Origin of the sequence: Luteibacter sp. NPDC031894 (genome assembly GCF_050273135.1) — a bacterium.
Taxonomy (GTDB): domain Bacteria; phylum Pseudomonadota; class Gammaproteobacteria; order Xanthomonadales; family Rhodanobacteraceae; genus Luteibacter.
Genome location: NZ_JBNNMV010000002.1, coordinates 511,210 through 529,982 on the forward strand (window position 1 = coordinate 511,210; position 18,773 = coordinate 529,982).

An 18,773-nucleotide genomic window follows, 5' to 3' on the forward strand; every position below is an offset into this window, starting at 1 on the left:
TCAGCCGCCGCGCCTGGCCGGTTGCGGTTTGGGCATGGTAGCGACGGTATTCGCGCGAATGATTTCCTCGGCGCGCTCGTCGGCGCGATCCATCTCCTGCGCGTACACATCGGTGCTCGCCAGCGGCTTGTTCCTTGGTGTCTCGGCCAGGACGCGGCCGCCGCGTTCATGCGTGTCGACCTTCACGTCGGCCGACAGGCCCAGTCGCAGGGGATGCCTGTTGAGTTCGTTGGCATCGAGCGACACGCGCACGGGCAGGCGTTGCACGACCTTGATCCAGTTGCCCGTGGCATTTTCCGCCGGAAGCAAAGAGAACGCGCTGCCCGTTCCGGCGTTGAGGCCGACGACCTTGCCGTGGTACTCGACATCGGAATACATGTCGGTCGTGACGGTCACCGGCTGGCCGATACGGATGTTTTCCAGCTGGGTCTCCTTGAAGTTCGCGTCGATCCATAGATCGGAGAGCGGCACCACCGTGAGCAGGTCCTGCCCGGGCTGGATGCGCTGGCCCACCTGCACCTGGCGCCGGGCTGCGTAGCCCTCGATCGGCGACACAATGGCGTTGCGGCCGTTGTTCACCCACGCGTTGCGGAATTGCGCGCGTGCCTGCATTACCGCGGGAAAGTCTTCCACCGTGGTGCCGTCCACCTGCGCATGCGCCGCGGCGGCTTCGCGCTCGGCGGCCTGCAACGCCGCCAGTGCCTGTTGCATCTGCCGCTTGCCCGTGTCCACTTCCTCGGCCGATACGGCACGGCGTTCGAGCAAGGGGTGACGGCGGTTGTACTCGTCACGTGCCTGTTCGTATTGGGCACGACGCTGTGGAATGGCGGCGTCGGCCTGGTTGGCCTGCTGCATCCGGGCCTGCGCCTCGCGCACTGCCTGCGCGAGCTGGCCCTCGGCGTTCATCAGGCTCACGCGCGCGTCGACGGGGTCCAGCTTGATCAGCACTTGTCCACGGTGCACGCGCTCGGTCTCCTCCACCGCAACCTCGATCACCGTTCCGGCGATACGCGAGGAGATGGTGACCATGTCGCCCTTGACGTAGGCGTCGTCGGTGGTTTCCCGCTTCGAGAAAACGAAGATCTGCAGCAGGAGCCAGACCAGGCCGGCGAGGATGAAGACGGCCGCGATGATCGACAGGATGATCACCTTCTTGCGTTTCGCCTTCGGGTCGTCCTTCTTCTCCTGCTCCTTCTGGTCATTGCCGTCCTTGTCGTGCTTGTCGTCCTCGCGTTCCTTTTCGTCGTCATGTGTCATCGGGTCGAATCCTCGCCGGCACCGGCGGCCGGTAGATCGGGCAGGTCGTCGGCGTGGTAGCCGCCGCCCAGCGCGTGGATGAGGGAAAGGTTGGCGGAGAGCATCTGGCTCGTCAGTTGAAGGCGCGCGTCGCGCTGCTGGTCCAGTTGCATGTCGGCATCGAGCCAGGTGCGGTCGTCGATGAGGCCCTTCGAACGGCGGTCCGCCGCCTTGCCCTTCTGCGCGGCGCTCGCGGCGACCTGGCGATCCACCTGGACGCGCTGGTCCTCGAGCGTGGTCAGTGTCGCGATGCCTTGCGCCACCTGGCCCGCGGCCTGCACCACGGCCGCGTCATAACGTGCCACCGCGAGGTCCAGTTGTGCCTGCGCGCCTTCGTACTGCGCGCGCAGGCGGCCGCCACTGAAGATCGGCAGTTGCACCGAGGCGCCGATGTTGCCGAGGGTGAGGTCGGTGCGCGTGCCGGAGCCCAGGTCGGGATACGTGCGCAGGAAAGCGCCGAGCGCCATGAGGCTCACGTCGGGGTAGTAGGCCTTGCGTGCCTGGTCGATGTTCTTCGACGAGGCCTCGATCTGCCAACGCGCCGCGGCGATGTCGGGGCGGCGTGCGAGCAGGGCCAGCCGCGCGTCCGGTGGCAGGCGCGTGTCGGGCACCGGCAGCGGCAACGGCGTCAGCGTGCCGAGCTCGTTCGGCGAGGCACCGGCCAAGGCCGCCAGTTGCACGGCGTCGAGGCTCGCGGCGCCTTCCAGTTGGGCGACGGCACGACGCAGTTGCGCCAGGCGGCTGTCGGCCTGGTCGAGCGCGGTCGGGTCGTCCAGGCCGTGCTCCACCCGCAAGGCGACGAGCTCGCGATAGTCGGCGGCAGAGGCGGCCGCATGCCGCGCCACGGCGAGCCGTGCCTGCTGGGCCTGCCAGTCGAAGTATGTATTTGCGACGTTGTACTGCAGCGACGTGGCCGACGCGGCGCGCTCCGCCTCGGCGGCGCGCGCCTGTCCCACCGCCGCGGCGACGGCATCCTTTTGCTTGCCCCAGATATCCAGGTCCCACGTCGCGAGCGCGCCGGCCACGCCGCTGTTGCTCCAGCTGTGCCCGGGATTGAGCTGGAAGCGCTGTGCGCTGCCCGGCGCGCCGGGTACCTCGCCGCGCACCGCCACGTCGCTGTAGCCGTGCCCGCCGTCGAGGAGACCGCGCACCTGCGGATTCAACGCCGCGCGCGCGGACTCGACCGAACGCAGCGCCGCCTGGTATCGCGCCTCGGCCTGTTCCATGTCGGGCGATCCCCGCATCGCCAACGCCACGATGCGATCGAGCTGCGGATCGCCGTAGCGGCGCCACCATTCGGGCGACGGCCAGCCCGCCTTGCCGACAGGCAGTCCAGACAGCGGCACGTCGTCGCGCGGCTGGAAGGCGGGTGGCCGCACGGGTGGCGCGCAGGCGGTGAGCAACAGCGCGACGGCGACGACGACGGCACGCGAGCCACGGAAAGAGCGGCCCGGCGGGGGAAGGAATGGCGCCATGGCAAGTCCGTTCGGGATTTCTTGCGGACGGACGACCTGCGTCCGTCCGCCGGGTCCGGAGGAACATATCAGCGCGCCGCGTGGGCACTGCGTGACGGACCGACGCGGACAGCGGCTAAGCTATGGCGTCGTCCCCCACAGGAATCCCCGCCACGTGAACGACCTGCTCAGCGCCATCCTCCTCGGCATCGTCGAGGGGATCACCGAGTTCCTGCCTATCTCCAGCACGGGCCACCTGCTCATCGCCGAACGTTGGCTGGGCGCGCGCTCCGACCTGTTCAACATCGCGATCCAGGCCGGCGCGATCCTTGCCGTCACCTTCATCTACTGGCGCACGCTGTGGAGCATGGCGGTGAACTGGCGGCGTCCGGAGACACGCGACTACGTGACGAAACTGGCGGTCGCCTTCCTGATTACCGCGGTGCTGGGCCTCGTCGTGTCGAAGCTGGGCTTCAAGTTGCCGGAGACAGTGACGCCGATCGCCTGGGCGCTGGTCATCGGCGGCGTCTGGATGCTGCTCGCCGAGAAGTTCGCGGCAAACCGGCCGGATCATGCGGCCATCTCGTGGAAGGTGGCGATCCTCGTGGGCCTCGCGCAGATCGTGGCCGGCGTCTTTCCGGGTACGTCGCGCTCGGCCGCGACGATCTTCATCGCCATGCTGGCAGGTACCAACAATCGCGCCGCGGCGACCGAGTTCGCGTTCCTCGTCGGCATCCCCACGATGTATGCGGCCTCCGGTTACGAGCTGTTGAAGACCGTCCGCGGCGGCGGCGCCGCCGGTGAGGATTGGATGGGGCTCGGCGTGGCCTTCGTCGTGTCCACCGTCGTGGCCTTCATCGCCGTGAAGTGGCTGCTCGGTTACATCCGCTCGCACCGTTTCACCGCCTTCGCGATCTACCGCATCGTGCTCGGCATCGCCTTGTTGCTGCTCCTGCCCGCCGGCGGCTGATCGCGTGCCCGTCGCCACCCGCTACCGCCTGATCGACCTCACCATCGACCTCGCGCGTCAACGGGTCGAGCGAGGCGACGTGTTACTGGAGGTGTCGGGACTCAGCTTCCGACTGCTGGCGTGCATGTTGGAGCGCGGCGATCGCGTCGTCGGCTTCGACGAGTTGATGGCGGCGGTCTGGGCACCAGCCGTGGTGAACGAGGAGACGGTGACGCAGCGCGTGCGACTCCTTCGCCAGTCCCTCGGTGACGACGCGCGGCAGCCACGCTACATCCGGACCGTGCGCAGCCGCGGTTACCAGTTAGGCGAGCCACCGGTGCCGCTCGCCGACCGGCCGCCGCGGCGACGCACGATCTGGCCCGCGGTGGCCGCCGTGGGTGTGCTCGCCGCCACGGCCGTCGGCGTCGGTTTCCTCGCGCGGGAACAGAAGCCGGTGACGAGCGCCCAGCAAGAAATCCTGCAGCGTGCCGAGTGGTATCGCGCCATGGGACAGCGCGACAACAACGAGCGCGCCCTCGCCCTTTACGATCGCGCCTTGCGGGAAGCACCCGACGACGTCGATGCGTTGTCAGGCGCCTCACGCACCCGTGCCGCCCGCAGTTGCCTCTACAACGCCGGGCCGGCGGAGGCGCGTGAAGCACTGCGGCTGGCCACGCGCGCCGTCTCGCTACGTCCGGACAGTGCCGCCGCGTGGTCCGCATCGGGCTATGCGCACGATTGCCTGGGCGACATCGGCGGCGCCATCACCGGTTATGAGCGCGCGGTCCGGCTTGACCCCAAGGACGACGCGAGTCGATCCTCCGCCGCGTATCTTTACCAGGAACAGGGGCGTCTCGCCGATGCGCTGCACGCCAACATGGACATGCATGGCGACCCGGCGAAGGTGCGCTTCCGCGAAGTGCAGGTCGCACGTGAGTACGAGCTGCTCGGCTTTGCCGCCGCGGCCGAGGCGCGGTACCGGCACGTGTTCGAGCTTTCGCCGGACAACGTCTTCGCCAATGTCGGCTGGCCCGCTTTCCTGTTCGCGCAGCAACGCTTCGACGAGGCGGCGGTGGCGCTGGCCGAAGCACGCAGGCGCGGCACGGACCGTGCGGAACTGGCCCAGCTGGACGGCGAACTCGCCTTGCGTCGTGGCGACCATGTCTCCGCGGCGAGGGCGTTCGCGGAAGCGAAGGTATTGCGTCCCTCGGCCACGCTGCCCACCACGCTGGCCGCGCTGCATGGCGAGGCGCCGGTGGACGCGGCATGGCTGCGTGATCGCATCGCCGCGACCCGTGCGGCATTGCCGGAGGATCCGTGGCCCGGCAGCCGCCTCGAACTCGCCCTGCTCCTCGACGCCGCGCACGACCGGCGCGGAGCGGTAGCCGCGTTGTCCGAGGCCGTGGACAAGGGATGGCGCGATGCGGGCTACCTGCGTGCCTCGCCGCTTTTCGCTTCGATGGCGGGCGACGCCGGTTTCGAGGCGGTGCTCGAGGCGATCGCACGCCGCGTGGCCGCGGAGCGCGAGCGCGTGCTCGACGCGCCATGGTGTCCGAAGGAGCTGCTCGCGCAAGGCCGTCCTTGAACGATGTAGGAGCCGCTACGGCTTCGGCATCGACGCCAGGATGATGTCGCGGAAGATCGCCTGCGATTGCGGATGTGCGTAGCCCTGGTTGTACGCCTGGCTCGTGATCACGGCCACCAGCCCGCGCTCGGGCAGCACGAACACGTAGTTGCCGCCGTTGCCGCCCATCGCCCATACCTTCGTCTCCACCCCGTGGATGGGAAAGCGGAACTGCCACCACAGGTAGCCGTAATCGGCGTCGTCGCGGGCCTGGGCGTGCGGCGTCAGCATCGCGTGGACCCATGCCGCCGGTAGCACCGCCTTTCCCTTCCAGCGCCCGCTGTCCGCGGCGAGCTGGCCCAGCTTCGCCAGGTCGCGGGAGCGATAACGCGTCCCGCCGCCGCCCATGCCGATGCCTTCGCTCGACACATTCCACTTGGACTTGGTGATGCCAAGCGGCTCCTCGAGCACCTCATGCGCGAAGTCGGCGAGCGGCCGTTTCGTCGCCCGCTCCACGACTGCGCCGGCGACGAAGCTGCCCGCCGTGCAATACGAGAACGTGCGGCCGTAGGGAGAGTCCTTCGGACGACTCACCCAGGGCGCGTAGCCGCGGATCGGCAGGTTCAAGGCGAAGTCCAGCCAGCGTTCGGTGACGTACATGCGCTCCTCGTTGCCTGACGAAGCAGGGTTCTCGTCGTCGCATTCCCAGATCGAGCTCATGGTGAGCAGGTCTTCCAACGTCACCGTCGCCCGGCGCGGGTCGGGCTGCTCGATGCGGATCTCGGGGAAGAATGCGTATACCGGCGCTTTCACGTCACGGATCGCCCCACGCTCGATGGCCGCGCCCACGAGCATCGCCGTGAGGCTCTTGCTCGCCGAGCGCACGTCGTTGAGCAGGTCTGGCGAGCCATCGTTGAAATAATGCTCGTACACCAGCCGCCCGTGGTCCGCGACGACGACGCTTGTGATCTTCTTGAAGCTGCCATCGGCCACCTTGTCCTCGAGGGTGGACAGGGTGGCGGTATGCCAGCCGAGCTTGCCGGCATCGGCGACGGCCCAGCCGTCGTTGGCCGGGGCGGGCGGGCGGTAGGTCCCCGCGAGGACGGGAAGGGTGAACGCCAGGGTGGCGATCGCGGCTAGGATTCGGCGCATGGCTCGGGCTCCGTCAATGGGAAGCCCGAGTGGAGCGGAGGCCCGTGTGAAGCGCCTGAAGTCTCCATGAACTTTTATGAAGCCGACGCCGCGACCTACACGGGGCTTCAGGCGACCGCGGCGGTTTCTTCCTGGCGGACCTTGCGCAGCCTCGCCATCTCCAGCTGCTGCTGGTGGACGAGCTTGCACTTCGGCTCGCTGGTGCGCTGGAACAGCTCGCTCGTCCATTCGATGAAGGCCTGGACGCGTGCCGACAGGTGGCGCTTCTGCGGGTACACGATCCACAGGTTGGACCCGGTGGAGATCGTGTCGGTCATGATGATCTCCAGCAGGCCCTTCTCCAGCGCGGTGTTCGCCAGGCAGTGCGGGGCCTGGATGATGCCGAGACCGGCGATGGCGGCCTGGATGACCGATTCACCGTCATTGATCAGCATGTGCGCATCCACGTCGACCGACACGCGGCCGCTCGGAGAGTCGAACTGCCACTGGTACGGCTTCCCGGTGCTGGGATGGACGAAGTTCACCGCCCGATGGTTCTTCAGGTCCTCGATGGACGACGGCATGCCGTGCCTCGCCAAGTATGACGGCGCGGCACAGAGCACGTTGCTGAAGTGGCCGATCTTGCGCGCGATGAGGCTGGAATCGGCCAATTCACCCATGCGGATGGCGCAATCGAAGCCTTCCTCGTTCAAGTCGAACGGGAAATCGCACATCGTCAGTTCGAGGCGGATATCCGGGTACTTGTGCTCGAACTCGGCCAGGTTGGGGATGATCGCCGCCCGTCCCACGGCAGAGGACGCGGCCACGCGCAGCTTGCCGGCCGGCTTGGTCCTGGCATAGCCCAGAGCCTCGGTCGCCTCGGTGAGGTCGGCCAGGATCTCCTTGCAACGTGCATAGAACGCGGAGCCATCGTCGGTCAACCGCAGCGAACGCGTCGACCGAAAGAACAGCCGCGCCCCCAGGCTTTCCTCGAGACGAGAGATGGCACGGCTGACGCCGGACGGCGTCATCTGCAGGTGCTGCGCGGCCGAGGAAAAGCTCTTGGCCTCCACCACGCGGACGAAAACGCTGATCGCGGAAAAGTCTTCCATCGCTCACTCCAGGGATGCATTCGTGACTGTGCGTCACAGGCGCGGTGATTGTAGACCCATTTTTCGCTTGCCAAGCAAGACCTAGATTTCGCTCCCTGCGGTGGACCGGCTTGACCTCAACCAACGTTGAGGCTCCAACCTTCCGGCCCCCGACCGACTTTCCCCCCTCCCATCGAAGCTCCAGGACCTCCCATGAAGAAGAAAATCCTGTTCGGTTCGTCGGCCCTCGCGGTCGCCGTCGCTTCGGCGATCTGGCTCAGCGCGGGCAGCTCCCCGAGCCACGCCAGCGAGCCCGCGGCCGCCCCGCCGGCACCGGAAGTCACCGTGGCCCAGGTCCTGCTCCGCCCGGTCTCCGACGCCAACGCCTTCACCGGCCGTATCCAGGCCGTGGACACCATCCAGGTCAAGCCGCGCGTCAGTGGCTACATCGATTCGATCCACTTCCGCGAAGGCGCCTCGGTGAAGAAGGGCGACCTGCTCTTCACCATCGACCCGCGCCCGTACCGCGCCGAGGTGGACCGTCTCGCCGCCAACCTCGCCCAGGCGAGGGCCGAGGCGAAGAACGCCGAGGCCAATGCGGCTCGCGGCAACAAGCTGGTGGAACAGCACGCCGTGTCGCGCGAGGAAGCCGATCGCCTCGACACCGCCGCGGCCAGCGCGAAGGCGCAGGTCGCCTCGGTGCAGGCCGCGCTCGATGCCGCGCAGCTCAACCTCTCGTTCACCCAGGTGCGCGCACCGATCGACGGCAAGGTCAGCAACGCGCAGATCACGGCGGGCAACCTCGTGACGCCGAACGACGCGCTCACCAGCGTTGTCTCGGTCGACCCGATGTACGTCTACTTCGACGTGGACGAACAGACCTTCCTGAAGCTGGATCGCCTGCGTCGCCAGAGCGGCCGCGCTCCCGCCGTGGAGATGGGCCTGGCTGATGAAGAAGGTTACCCGCACGTCGGCAAGATCGACTTCGTCGACAACCAGGTGCGCGCCGGTGCCGGCACCATCCGCCTCCGCGCGGTGTTCCCCAACGCCGATGGCGCCTACACCGCCGGCCTGTTCGCCCGCGTGGAACTGCGTAGCGGCGATACCCAGCCGCGCGCGCTGATCGACGACAAGGCCGTGGGCACCGACCTGGGCAACAAGTTCGTCTACGTGCTCGGCAAGGACAAGAAGGTCGAGTACCGCCGCGTCTCCACCGGCGCGCTGGTGGACGGCCTGCGTGTGGTCGATTCCGGCCTCGGTGCGGACGACGTGGTCGTGGTGAACGGCCTGCAACGCGTGCGCCCGGGCGTCGAAGTGAATGCGAAGCGTGTCGCGATGGCGTCGCTGGCACCGGAAGGCACGCGCAATGTCGCGTCGCGTCCGGCCGGCGTCGACAGCGTGGCGCAGAACCAGGACTGATCCACCCATGAAAATCGCCCAATTCTTCGTCGACCGCCCGATCCTCGCGGGCGTGCTGTCGGTGCTCTTCCTGATCGCGGGCAGTATCGCCGTGTTCAAGCTGCCGATCAGCGAATATCCCGAAGTCGTGCCGCCCACCGTGGTGGTGAAGGCGTCCTATCCCGGCGCCAATCCCAAGGTGATCGCCGAAACCGTTGCCACGCCGCTCGAAGAGCAGATCAACGGCGTGGAAGGCATGCTCTACACCTCCTCGCAGGCCACCAGCGACGGCGCGATGACCCTCACGGTCACCTTCGCCCTCGGCACCGACCTCGACAACGCGCAGGTGCAGGTGCAGAACCGCGTGTCGCAGGCGCTCCCGCGCCTGCCCGAGGAAGTGCAGCGTCTCGGTGTCACGACGAACAAGAGCTCGCCCGACCTGACCATGGTCGTGCACCTCACGTCACCCGACCACCGTTACGACATGCTCTACCTGTCGAACTACGCCCGCACGCGCATCAAGGACCAGCTCGCCCGTCTCGACGGCGTCGGCGACGTCCAGCTGTTCGGCGCCGGCGAGTACAGCATGCGCATCTGGATGAACCCGGAGAAGCTGGCGATCCGTAACCTCACCACCGGTGACGTGATCAAGGCCGTCCGCGAGCAGAACATCGAGGTCGCCGCCGGTGCGCTCAATGCACCCCCCGGCCCGAATACGTCCGCCTTCCAGGTGAACATCAACACGCGCGGCCGCCTGGTGACCGAGGACGACTTCCTCAACATCATCGTGCGCAGCGATCCCTCCGGCTCGGTGACCCACCTGCGCGATGTCGCGCGCGTGGAGCTGGGTTCGAACAACTACGCCCTGCGCAGCCTGCTGAACAACCGCGAAGCGGTCGCGATTCCCATCTTCCAGCGTCCCGGCTCCAACGCGATCGCCATCTCCGACGAAGTGCGCAAGGAGATGGCCGAGCTGAAGAAGGACTTCCCGCAGGGCGTCGACTATTCGATCGTCTACGATCCCACGGTCTTCGTGCGCGGCTCCATCGACGCCGTCGTGCACACGCTGTTCGAGGCCATCATCCTCGTCGTGCTGGTGGTGATCCTGTTCCTGCAGACCTGGCGCGCCTCGATCATCCCGCTGGTGGCCGTGCCGGTTTCGCTGATCGGTACGTTCGCGGTGATGTACCTCGCCGGCTTCTCGCTCAACGCACTGTCCTTGTTCGGCCTGGTGCTGGCGATCGGCATCGTGGTCGACGACGCCATCGTGGTCGTGGAGAACGTGGAGCGACACATCGAGCATGGGCTCGATCCGAAAATGGCGACGCGCCAGGCGATGACCGAAGTGACCGGCCCCATCGTCGCGACGGCCCTCGTGCTCTGCGCGGTGTTCGTGCCCGCCGCCTTCATCAGCGGCCTCACGGGCCAGTTCTATCGCCAGTTCGCGCTGACCATCGCCATTTCGACCGTCATCTCGGCGTTCAACTCGCTGACCCTGAGCCCGGCGCTCTCCGCCATCCTCCTGAAGGGTCGCGACGAGCCGAAGGACAAGCTCACGGTGTGGATGGACCGCAGCCTCGGCTGGCTGTTCCGTCCCTTCAACCGCACGTTCGAGCGCGGCGCGCACGGCTACGTTGGTGGCGTGAAGAAGATCCTGCGTTTCTCGGGGATCGTGCTGGTGCTCTACGCCGGCCTCGTGGGTCTCGCGTTCCTCGGCTTCGCCAAAGTGCCGACCGGGTTCGTGCCGTCGCAGGACAAGCAGTACCTCGTGTCGTTCGCGCAGCTGCCCGATGCGGCCTCGCTGGACCGCACCGAGAGTGTGATCCGCCGCATGGGCGACATTGCCCTCGCCCAGCCCGGCGTGGAAAGCGCCGTGCAGTTCCCGGGCCTGTCGATCAACGGCTTCACCAACAGCACGAATGCAGGCATCGTCTTCGTGACGTTGAAGCCCTTCGAGGAACGCCGTAGCGCGGACGTGTCGGCCGATGCGATCGCCGCGGCGCTGAACGCGAAGTTCGCGTCCATCCAGGATGCGTACATCGCGATCTTCCCGCCGCCGCCGGTGAACGGCCTCGGCACGATCGGCGGCTTCCGCATGCAGATCGAGGACCGTGGCGGCCTGGGCTTCGAAGAGCTGTACAAGCAGACGCAGGGCATCATCGGTGCGAGCCAGAAGACGCCGGAGCTCGCGCACCTGTTCACCAGCTACCAGGTCAGCGTGCCGCAGTTCGACGCCGACGTGGATCGCGAGAAGGCGAAGTCGGAAGGCATCGACCTGGGCGACGTGTTCCAGACGATGCAGGCCTTCCTCGGCTCGCTCTACGTCAACGACTTCAACCGTTTCGGCCGCACCTATCAGGTGAACGTGTCGGCGGAGCCGTCGTTCCGCCACGAGCCGTCCGACATCGTGGGCCTGAAGACCCGCAATGCCGCCGGCGACCTCGTGCCGCTGGGCTCGTTCCTCACCGTGCGCCAGGCGAACGGCCCGGATCGCGTGCAGCACTACAACGGTTACCCCACCGCCGAGATCAACGGCAGCCCGGCCCCGGGTTACAGCACCGGTCAGGCGCAGGACGCGATGGAAGCGCTGGTGAAGGCCAACCTGCCGAACGGCATGAGCTTCGAGTGGACCGAACTCACCTACCAGCAGATCCTCGCCGGCAACACGGCGGTGCTGGTGTTCCCGCTGTCGGTGCTGCTTGTGTTCCTGGTGCTGGCGTCGCTGTACGAGAGCCTGAGCCTGCCGCTCGCGGTGATCCTGATCGTGCCGATGGTGCTGCTGTCCGCGATCTTCGGCGTGTTCATCACCGGCGGCGACAACAACATCTTCACCCAGATCGGCCTGATCGTGCTGGTGGGCCTTGCCTGCAAGAACGCGATCCTGATCGTGGAGTTCGCACGCGAAGCGGAGATCGAAGGCATGAACCGCGTGGATGCGGTGCTTGAGGCCGCCCGCCTGCGACTGCGCCCGATCCTGATGACGTCGTTCGCCTTCATCATGGGCGTTGTGCCGCTGGTGACCTCGCACGGCGCAGGCGCGGAGATGCGTCACGCGATGGGCGTGGCCGTGTTCTCCGGCATGCTTGGCGTCACCTTCTTCGGCCTCATCTTCACCCCGCTCTTCTACGTGCTGATCCGCGCCTGGAACGAACGCTCGGAGGCCCGCCGCCAGGCGCGCCGTGAACGTCGCCTCCTCGCCCACGCGGCACGGGAGTCCTGATCATGAAAACCATGTTCCGCAGTACCGCGCTGTTCGCGGCCCTCGTCCTCGCCGGTTGCGCGAGCGTGGGCCCCGACTACCACGCACCGAAGGAAGCGCCCGTCACCTTGCAGGGCGTCGATGCAGCCCACCAGGACGCCGCCGGGTTCCAGGCGCAGTGGTGGAAGCAGTTCGGCGACCCGACGCTCGATTCGCTGATCGTTCGCGCCGCCAAGAACGCGCCGGACCTGAAGATCGCGGTGGCTCGCCTGGCCCAGGCACGCGCCGCGCTGGGCACGGCGAAGTCCCAGCAGATACCGGATATCGAAACCGGCGTGTCGTACCAGCGCAGCCGCCAGCAACAGCCTGGCTTCAGCGACCAGCGGCAGACCGTCACCGCCTACCAGGCTGGCTTCGATGCCTCCTGGGAACTCGACCTCTTCGGCGGCATCCGCCGCTCGGTCGAGGCCGCGCGTGCCGATGCCGCGGCGGGCCAGGCGTCCCTGCAGGACGCCCAGGTCACCCTGTTCGCGGAAGTCGCGCGTAATTACTTCGACCTGCGCGGCACCCAGCTGCGTATCGACGTGGCCAGGCGCGACATCGCCAACCAGCAGGATTCGCTGAAGGTGATCACCGCGCGCGTGGACGTCGGCACCGGCGCGGAGCAGGACCTCGCCAGTGCGAAGGCTCGCCTCGCCGCCGTGGAAGCGCAGCTTCCCGTGCTCGAGACCCAGGCCAGCGCCGACCAGTTCCGTCTTGCGGTGTTGCTCGGGGAGCGTCCGGGCGAGCTCGACATCGACCTGTCGGCGGCGTCGTTCAAGCCGATCGACGCCACCCTCGCCATTGGCGGTGCGGACGAGGTCCTGCAACGTCGTCCGGACATCCGGATCGCGGAGCGCGAGCTCGCCGCCGCGAACGCGCGCATCGGCGTGGCGAAGGCCGACTACTTCCCGCACATCTCGCTGGGCGGCTTCATCGGCTTCCTCGCCGGACGCAGCAACGACTTCGGCGGTGCCGACTCGCGGGCGTGGTCGGTGGCACCGAGCATCTCGTGGTCGGGGCTCAACGTGCAGCGCGTGCGTTCCGGCGTGAAGGGCGCGGAGGCACGCGCCGACGAGGCACGTGCCAACTACGATCGCACCGTGCTCACCGCGCTCGAGGATGTCGACAATTCGCTGGTGGCCTTCAACCGTCAGCGCGAGCGGGTCGAGAAGCTCGTGGTACAGGCCACCGAGAGCCGTCGTGCCGCCGACCTGGCGAAGTTGCGCTATGACGCGGGCCGCACGGATTACCTTGAGCTGCTCGACGCCGAGCGCACGCAGCTCGCGGCGGAAGACCAGCTTGCCGAGGCGGAAGCAGGCATCAACCTGCGCGCCGTGCAGTTGTACAAGGCGCTCGGCGGCGGTTGGCAGGCCTGCGGTGACGACGCGTGCAGCGAGGTTGCGAAGGCGCCATGAGCGCACATAACGTCCATCGTCTTCCGGTACAGCCGAGGCGCGGTAAGACCTTGTCGGTGGAACCGCCGCTCAGCCAGCGCGTCGCGCTGGTGAGCGGCGCGAACCGCGGCATCGGCCTCGAAGTGGCGAAGCAGCTCGCAGCGAGTGGCGTCACCGTGTTCATGGGCATGCGTGAACCCGGCAAGGGCGAGAAGGTCGCACGCGCGATCCGCGAGCTCGGCGGCGACGCGCATGCGATCCGGCTGAACGTGACGAAGCAAGGCGATGTCGACAAGGCCATCGCACACATCGGCGATCACTTCGGCCGCCTCGACATCCTCGTGAACAACGCAGGCGGCTACTACGACCCGGAGGGCCGCCCCTCGACACCGGACCTGGACGCCATCCGCGGCGCCCTGGATGTGAACCTCATCGGCGCGTGGTGCCTCACCGCCGCCGCCCTGCCCTTGATGAAACGGCACGGATACGGCCGCGTGGTGAACGTATCGAGCGAATGCGCCCTGGGCGCGATGTGCGGCGAGAACAGTCCCGCCTATCGCGTGTCGAAGGCGGCGCTCAATGCGTATACGCAGGTGCTTGCGCGCGAACTCGTGGGTAGCGGCATCCTCGTCAATGCCGTCTGTCCGGGCTGGACCGCTACCGCGCTAGGCGGCAGCGGTGGCAGGCCAGCGGCGGAGAGTGCGGAAGGCATCGTGTGGGCGGCGTTGCTTTCGGAGCATGAGTCGTCGTCGGGCGAGTTCTTCCGCGATCGGAAGAAGATCGCCTGGTAGGACTCAGCGCGAAACGATATGCGCGAACCACTGCCAGCCGCGCAGCTTCGCGGTGATCAGTTTCACGCAGGTCAGCATCGGTACGGCGAGCAGCGCGCCGGGGATGCCCCACAGCCAGCCCCAGATCAGCAGCCAGAGCAGGATCGCGACAGGGCTCAGACGCGAGCGGCGCCCCTGCAGCATGGGCGTGATCATGTTGCCTTCGATCGCGGTGATGCCGGCGAACGTAGCGGCCGGCAGCAATGCCGGACCGAGTTCCTGGAAGTGCAGCGCGCCCACGACCGCGAGGATCGTGGTCGTGGTGATGGCACCTACATAGGGAATGAAGTTCGCGACCGTCGCCACGGAGCCCCACAGCAGCGGATCGGGTACGTCGTAGAGGTACAACATGCCAGCGGTGACGAGGCCCAGGGTGACATTGATGGCCGCCGTCAGCAGGAGATAGCTCGATACTTCTTCCTGGATGCTTCGAACGATGCTGACCGTGTGTCGCTTGTACGAGAACGTTGGCGATATCTCCACCGCTCGCCGGAGGATCTCATCGCCATAGACCAGGAAGAAGAACACCAGCAACGCGACGGTGAGGATGCTCGCCAGGACTTTTGGCGCGCTCGCCACCACGTCCCACGCGGAGAACGCGAAGCTGTTGGTCGCCTGGGGCGCGTTCCTCGCTACGGAGCCACCAACCAGCGTCTGCGTCGCGCGGCTCGCTGCTTCGATCTGCTGCGTCATCGGCTTGATCTTCGGCGCGAACGCGCGCATCGCGGTCGGCGCCTCGTGGAACCAGTTCAGCGCCGGCGTCGAAAGCGTCGCGACGGCCGAAACGAGTCCCGTTCCGAGCAGGATCATCACCGTGACAGCGGCAAGCCAGCGCGGGATACGCACGCGTGCCGCCGACGCGACGATCGGATTGAGCGCGAGGCCGATAAATCCCGCGAGAACCAGGGGCACCAGGATCGATTTGCCGATCGCCACCGTGTACAGCAGCGCCAGCAGGATCATGCCGTTGAGCGATATGCGGATGGAGCGCAGGTGACGCGTGATGCGTCGGGTGCTCCGGCTGCTGCCGGGCTTGCGCCGCGACCGCGTGCCGATCGTGGACACGGCGACGCCGGGCGCCGCCGTGGACGGGAGCGGCGTAGGGAGTGGACTGGGAAAGTCGCTCATGGCACCTGGTCGGCGACGTCGACGGCGTCGCTGGCGAACTCACCGAGGAAACTGCCGGCGGCCACGGACAGGCCGCGCGCGATCATGTCGGCGACACCGCCTGCCACGACACCGCTCACGCCAGGCACGGCAAGCGGGTTCATCTTTATCTTGCTGAGGAGGAAGCCGGAGCCGGCGGCAACGCCGAGTACGGTCAGCGGATGCTCGTAACCGCGCGCGATCAGGGCCGCCGCCGGGCGCACCGTTTCTTCCCGCGCAAGCGTCACCCGCGCACGCGCGGCGGTGACTTTCGCCATGCTGTTGAAGACACCCATCGTGTTACTCCCCCTTTTGTTCGCTTTCCGCCTTGCCCTGCCGCGACGCTTCGCGCGCCAGGATGGCGAATTCCGCCCGCGTGGCGGGCAGCGTAAGCCAGTGCATGGCACGGCGGAAGACAAGGATGGCTCCCACCAGCAGCAGCAACTGGAGCGCCGCCAGCGCGGTGAGCGCCCAGGCCCACGATCCGAACCATTGCGCCAGGCCCCAGCCGGCCAGCGCCAGCAAGGTAAAACCGAGTGCCACGGCGAAGACGATGGCGGCCAGGCCCATGAACAGCATCATGACGATGCCGGCTCGCGCCAAGCCTAGCTCGGCGCTCAACAGCGCCAGCTGTGCCGAAAATAGCTCCTTCAGACCGGCGCCGAGACGGCGGAGGTCGTCGAGCCACGACGGCGAGGCAGCTTTCGCTGAACCCGCCGCCGCGCCTTCTCCCGGCATCGGCTCGTTCACGTCCTGGCGCCCCGGGGGACCATCGTCCAGCATGCGCTACGCCCCTTGGGGAAGTGATTGGATCAGTTACGCAGGATGCGGCCGGCCAGCCAGCCGGCGGCGAGGGCGAGGGCGATGGACTGCACCGGCTTCTCGCGGACGTATTCACGGGCCGTGTCGAGCCAGTCGTTGGTCCGCTCGACGGCGTCACCGTAGGCTTCCTTGCCGCGCATCTTCACTTCCTCGGCCTTCTCCGCAGCGCGGGTCGCACCATGGGCAGCCTTGTCGGTGGCGGTGTGCAAGGTGGACTCCACCTTGTCGGCAGCCCGCTCAACGGCATCCTTCGTGCGATCCACCGCCTCGGAAGTGGCCTGCTTTACTCGCTCGGCACGTTCGTCGATGCGGCCGGCGGCCGAAACGGTGTTCGCAGCGGCGGTCGCGGCGTTAGCGACATGGTCGGCGGGCTTGTTCATGGACGGTCTCCGGTACGGGGTCTGACAAGGTAAGTCAAAAAAGGTGACGCCGGGGTCACGGCCGCTAGACGCTGCGGCCGCGGAAGAACGAAATGATCGCCAGGATCAGGAAAACGACGAACAGGATCTTCGCGATACCGGCCGCCGTTCCCGCGATGCCACCGAAGCCGAAGACGGCCGCGATGATCGCGATAACGAGGAAGACAAGGGCATAGTGCAGCATGGTGGGTTCTCCGTGGAGTGGCGCGGCACCATTTAGTCCCGCGCCCCGCGCATGCGGCGTGAAGCTGCCCGACGTCGCTCAATAGACGTTCAGGCAGCCGCTTTCACCGCGCCGTCACGCCTTCACCTTGGGGTTGAGCGAGTAGGTGCCGGTAATGACGGCCTGGTCGACGACGTGGCCTTCCATGACATCGCGGAGCTCGGCGAGGGAAAAGCCCGTCACCAGCGGCAGCGTCTCCACGTCGAGCGCGTACACATGGAAGTGGTAGTGGTGCGGGATCGAGTCGTTCCACGGCGGGCACGGACCGTCGTAGCCGTGATAGTGCCCCTCCATGTCACGGTCGCCCTTGAACCAGCCGGTGTAGTCGTTGAGGCCCTGCACCGACCCGGGCGGGCCGACCGGATCCTTCTTGCCACGCGGCACGATGCCTTCGCCACAGGCGCCCTCGCCCAGCTCGCGGCACTCCAGCGGAATATTCGCCATCAGCCAATGGACGAACTCGACGCGCGGCAGGTCGCGGCGAATCTCGCGTCCTTCGACGTTCACGTCGTCCGGCTTGGATGGCACGTCGGTATCGATCACGGCGATGACGAACGATTTCGCCGCGGCGGGTACTTCGGTCCAGGCCAGGTGCGGCGTGACGTTGCCGGCGGGCTTGATCGGTTCGCCGAGTTCCATGAACGCGAACTTCGCGGGAATGGGCTGGCCGTGCTCGATGCTGTCGCTGTTGAGACGCATGCGGTACTCCTTCCTATTGCTTGTAGGTCACGCGGTAGATGGCGCCGTTGTCGTCGTCGCTCACGAGCAGGCTGCCATCCGGTAGCGGTTGCACGTCGGCCGGGCGTCCAGACACCGTTTCGTCCTTGAGGAATCCCTCGACGAGCGGTTCGTAGCTGACGACCTTGTTGCCGTTGAGGCGCACGGTCATCACCCGGTACCCGGATTTCGCCGAGCGGTTCCACGAACCGTGCTCGGCGACGATCGCGGCGCCGTGCCAGGCGGCGGGGAATTGCTTGCCGTTGTAGAAACGCATGCCCAGGGCGGCGACGTGCGGACCCAATGTCAGCACGGGCGGTGTGTAGTCCTTGCAGTTTTTGCCCTTGCCGAACTCGGGGTCGATGGTGTCGCCCTGGTGGCAGTACGGGTAACCGAAGTGCTCGCCCATCTTCGTGACGCGGTTGAGTTCGTCATTCGGAATGTCGTCGCCGAGCATGTCGCGGCCGTTATCGGTGAACCACAAGGACTTGTCGGTGGATCGCCAATCGAAGCCCACGGAGTTACGGATGCCGCGCGCGACGGTCTCCACGCCCGTGCCGTCCGGGTTCATGCGCACCATCTGGGCGAAGCCCTCGTCGCCACGGTCGCAGATGTTGCACGGCGCGCCGACCGGCACATAAAGCTTGCCATCCGGCCCGAAGGCGATGAATTTCCAGCCGTGCGCCGTCTCGGTGGGAAGCTTGTCAGTGACCAGTTCCAGCTTCGGCGGCGTGTCGAGGTGGTCCTCGATATCGCGCAGCACGTAGATCCTGCTCACCGCCGACAGGTAGAGATCGCCGCCATGGAAGGCCACGCCGACCGGCAGCTTCAGGCCACTCGCCAGCGTTCTCACCTTTTCCACCGAGCCGTCGGCGGCGTAGCTCACGGCATAGACCTTGCCGGCGTCGCGCGAGCCGACGAAGACGGTGTTCTTCGCACCCAACGCCATCTCTCGTGCGTCGGGCACCTTGTCGGTCCAGACGGCGATGTGGAATCCCGGCGGCACCTTCAGCGACGCCATGTCCGGCGTCCCGGCGAAGGCGGGGGCGGCGAGGAGGGCGAGGGCGAGAACGAAGGCGCTACGCATGAACGGACTCC

The 18,773-nt window shown here is 67.1% G+C and carries 17 protein-coding genes; 6 read left to right on the top strand and 11 right to left on the bottom strand.

The window, feature by feature from the left end:
- Positions 1 to 1,257, bottom strand: coding sequence for an efflux RND transporter periplasmic adaptor subunit (locus tag ACQKIE_RS08260; RefSeq protein WP_427457739.1), 1,257 nt, complete (start codon positions 1,255 to 1,257; stop codon positions 1 to 3).
- Entirely contained in the window at positions 1,254 to 2,771 is a 1,518-nt protein-coding gene (locus tag ACQKIE_RS08265; protein WP_427457742.1) for an efflux transporter outer membrane subunit, read from the bottom strand. The genes ACQKIE_RS08260 and ACQKIE_RS08265 overlap by 4 nt, the downstream gene beginning before the upstream one ends.
- Positions 2,772 to 2,925: 154 nt before the next feature.
- Here ACQKIE_RS08265 and ACQKIE_RS08270 point away from each other — a divergent pair, with 154 nt between their 5' ends.
- Positions 2,926 to 3,720, top strand: a complete 795-nt coding sequence (locus ACQKIE_RS08270; RefSeq protein ID WP_427457745.1) for an undecaprenyl-diphosphate phosphatase — start codon at positions 2,926 to 2,928, stop codon at positions 3,718 to 3,720.
- Between the two features lie 4 nt (positions 3,721 to 3,724).
- A complete protein-coding gene (locus ACQKIE_RS08275) occupies positions 3,725 to 5,284 on the top strand; it encodes a winged helix-turn-helix domain-containing protein (protein WP_427457747.1) in 1,560 nt (519 codons plus the stop codon).
- A gap of 15 nt (positions 5,285 to 5,299) precedes the next feature.
- Here the strand turns inward: ACQKIE_RS08275 and ACQKIE_RS08280 are convergent, their stop codons facing one another.
- Complete coding sequence (locus tag ACQKIE_RS08280; protein WP_427457751.1) at positions 5,300 to 6,415, bottom strand: serine hydrolase domain-containing protein; 1,116 nt, start codon at positions 6,413 to 6,415, stop codon at positions 5,300 to 5,302.
- Positions 6,416 to 6,522: 107 nt separating this feature from the next.
- Positions 6,523 to 7,506 carry a LysR family transcriptional regulator gene (locus tag ACQKIE_RS08285; RefSeq protein WP_427457754.1) on the bottom strand — a complete coding sequence of 328 codons (984 nt, stop codon included), beginning with the start codon at positions 7,504 to 7,506 and terminating at the stop codon, positions 6,523 to 6,525.
- Positions 7,507 to 7,698: 192 nt separating this feature from the next.
- Between ACQKIE_RS08285 and ACQKIE_RS08290 the strand changes: the two genes are divergently transcribed.
- The 4 genes from ACQKIE_RS08290 to ACQKIE_RS08305 are packed head-to-tail and all read left to right on the top strand — an operon-like array spanning position 7,699 to position 14,309.
- Positions 7,699 to 8,904 carry an efflux RND transporter periplasmic adaptor subunit gene (locus ACQKIE_RS08290; protein WP_427457757.1) on the top strand — a complete coding sequence of 402 codons (1,206 nt, stop codon included), beginning with the start codon at positions 7,699 to 7,701 and terminating at the stop codon, positions 8,902 to 8,904.
- 7 nt (positions 8,905 to 8,911) lie between these two features.
- Positions 8,912 to 12,103, top strand: a complete 3,192-nt coding sequence (locus tag ACQKIE_RS08295; protein WP_427457760.1) for an efflux RND transporter permease subunit — start codon at positions 8,912 to 8,914, stop codon at positions 12,101 to 12,103.
- A 2-nt stretch (positions 12,104 to 12,105) separates the two neighbouring features.
- Positions 12,106 to 13,539 carry an efflux transporter outer membrane subunit gene (locus tag ACQKIE_RS08300; RefSeq protein WP_427457763.1) on the top strand — a complete coding sequence of 478 codons (1,434 nt, stop codon included), beginning with the start codon at positions 12,106 to 12,108 and terminating at the stop codon, positions 13,537 to 13,539.
- Positions 13,536 to 14,309, top strand: coding sequence for an SDR family NAD(P)-dependent oxidoreductase (locus ACQKIE_RS08305; RefSeq protein ID WP_427457766.1), 774 nt, complete (start codon positions 13,536 to 13,538; stop codon positions 14,307 to 14,309). Before ACQKIE_RS08300 ends, ACQKIE_RS08305 begins: the two co-directional genes overlap by 4 nt.
- 3 nt (positions 14,310 to 14,312) lie before the next feature.
- Here the strand turns inward: ACQKIE_RS08305 and ACQKIE_RS08310 are convergent, their stop codons facing one another.
- From ACQKIE_RS08310 to ACQKIE_RS08340, 7 genes are all read right to left on the bottom strand, one after another.
- Positions 14,313 to 15,476 carry an AI-2E family transporter gene (locus ACQKIE_RS08310; RefSeq protein WP_427457769.1) on the bottom strand — a complete coding sequence of 388 codons (1,164 nt, stop codon included), beginning with the start codon at positions 15,474 to 15,476 and terminating at the stop codon, positions 14,313 to 14,315.
- On the bottom strand, positions 15,473 to 15,790 hold the full coding sequence (locus tag ACQKIE_RS08315; RefSeq protein ID WP_427457771.1) for a hypothetical protein: 318 nt from the start codon (positions 15,788 to 15,790) through the stop codon (positions 15,473 to 15,475). The genes ACQKIE_RS08310 and ACQKIE_RS08315 overlap by 4 nt, the downstream gene beginning before the upstream one ends.
- Positions 15,791 to 15,794: 4 nt before the next feature.
- Positions 15,795 to 16,277 carry an ABC transporter ATP-binding protein gene (locus ACQKIE_RS08320; RefSeq protein WP_427457774.1) on the bottom strand — a complete coding sequence of 161 codons (483 nt, stop codon included), beginning with the start codon at positions 16,275 to 16,277 and terminating at the stop codon, positions 15,795 to 15,797.
- A 29-nt stretch (positions 16,278 to 16,306) separates the two neighbouring features.
- Positions 16,307 to 16,696 (bottom strand): DUF883 family protein, encoded by a 390-nt coding sequence (locus ACQKIE_RS08325; protein WP_427457777.1) that lies wholly within the window; start codon positions 16,694 to 16,696, stop codon positions 16,307 to 16,309.
- A gap of 64 nt (positions 16,697 to 16,760) precedes the next feature.
- On the bottom strand, positions 16,761 to 16,919 hold the full coding sequence (locus tag ACQKIE_RS08330; RefSeq protein WP_166700115.1) for a DUF1328 domain-containing protein: 159 nt from the start codon (positions 16,917 to 16,919) through the stop codon (positions 16,761 to 16,763).
- A 114-nt stretch (positions 16,920 to 17,033) separates the two neighbouring features.
- Positions 17,034 to 17,657 carry a YbhB/YbcL family Raf kinase inhibitor-like protein gene (locus ACQKIE_RS08335; RefSeq protein WP_427457780.1) on the bottom strand — a complete coding sequence of 208 codons (624 nt, stop codon included), beginning with the start codon at positions 17,655 to 17,657 and terminating at the stop codon, positions 17,034 to 17,036.
- Positions 17,658 to 17,670: 13 nt separating this feature from the next.
- Positions 17,671 to 18,762 carry a PQQ-dependent sugar dehydrogenase gene (locus tag ACQKIE_RS08340; protein ID WP_427457783.1) on the bottom strand — a complete coding sequence of 364 codons (1,092 nt, stop codon included), beginning with the start codon at positions 18,760 to 18,762 and terminating at the stop codon, positions 17,671 to 17,673.
- Between the last annotated feature and the right edge of the window lie 11 nt (positions 18,763 to 18,773).

Bases quoted from the DNA above. Each gene is read 5' to 3' on its own strand.
- ACQKIE_RS08260 (WP_427457739.1), bottom strand. From the start codon at position 1,257: ATGACACATGACGACGAAAAGGAACGCGAGGACGACAAGCACGACAAG.
- ACQKIE_RS08265 (WP_427457742.1), bottom strand. From the start codon at position 2,771: ATGGCGCCATTCCTTCCCCCGCCGGGCCGCTCTTTCCGTGGCTCGCGT.
- ACQKIE_RS08280 (WP_427457751.1), bottom strand. From the start codon at position 6,415: ATGCGCCGAATCCTAGCCGCGATCGCCACCCTGGCGTTCACCCTTCCC.
- ACQKIE_RS08285 (WP_427457754.1), bottom strand. From the start codon at position 7,506: ATGGAAGACTTTTCCGCGATCAGCGTTTTCGTCCGCGTGGTGGAGGCC.
- ACQKIE_RS08290 (WP_427457757.1), top strand. From the start codon at position 7,699: ATGAAGAAGAAAATCCTGTTCGGTTCGTCGGCCCTCGCGGTCGCCGTC.
- ACQKIE_RS08295 (WP_427457760.1), top strand. From the start codon at position 8,912: ATGAAAATCGCCCAATTCTTCGTCGACCGCCCGATCCTCGCGGGCGTG.
- ACQKIE_RS08300 (WP_427457763.1), top strand. From the start codon at position 12,106: ATGAAAACCATGTTCCGCAGTACCGCGCTGTTCGCGGCCCTCGTCCTC.
- ACQKIE_RS08305 (WP_427457766.1), top strand. From the start codon at position 13,536: ATGAGCGCACATAACGTCCATCGTCTTCCGGTACAGCCGAGGCGCGGT.
- ACQKIE_RS08310 (WP_427457769.1), bottom strand. From the start codon at position 15,476: ATGAGCGACTTTCCCAGTCCACTCCCTACGCCGCTCCCGTCCACGGCG.
- ACQKIE_RS08315 (WP_427457771.1), bottom strand. From the start codon at position 15,790: ATGGGTGTCTTCAACAGCATGGCGAAAGTCACCGCCGCGCGTGCGCGG.
- ACQKIE_RS08320 (WP_427457774.1), bottom strand. From the start codon at position 16,277: ATGCTGGACGATGGTCCCCCGGGGCGCCAGGACGTGAACGAGCCGATG.
- ACQKIE_RS08325 (WP_427457777.1), bottom strand. From the start codon at position 16,696: ATGAACAAGCCCGCCGACCATGTCGCTAACGCCGCGACCGCCGCTGCG.
- ACQKIE_RS08330 (WP_166700115.1), bottom strand. From the start codon at position 16,919: ATGCTGCACTATGCCCTTGTCTTCCTCGTTATCGCGATCATCGCGGCC.
- ACQKIE_RS08335 (WP_427457780.1), bottom strand. From the start codon at position 17,657: ATGCGTCTCAACAGCGACAGCATCGAGCACGGCCAGCCCATTCCCGCG.
- ACQKIE_RS08340 (WP_427457783.1), bottom strand. From the start codon at position 18,762: ATGCGTAGCGCCTTCGTTCTCGCCCTCGCCCTCCTCGCCGCCCCCGCC.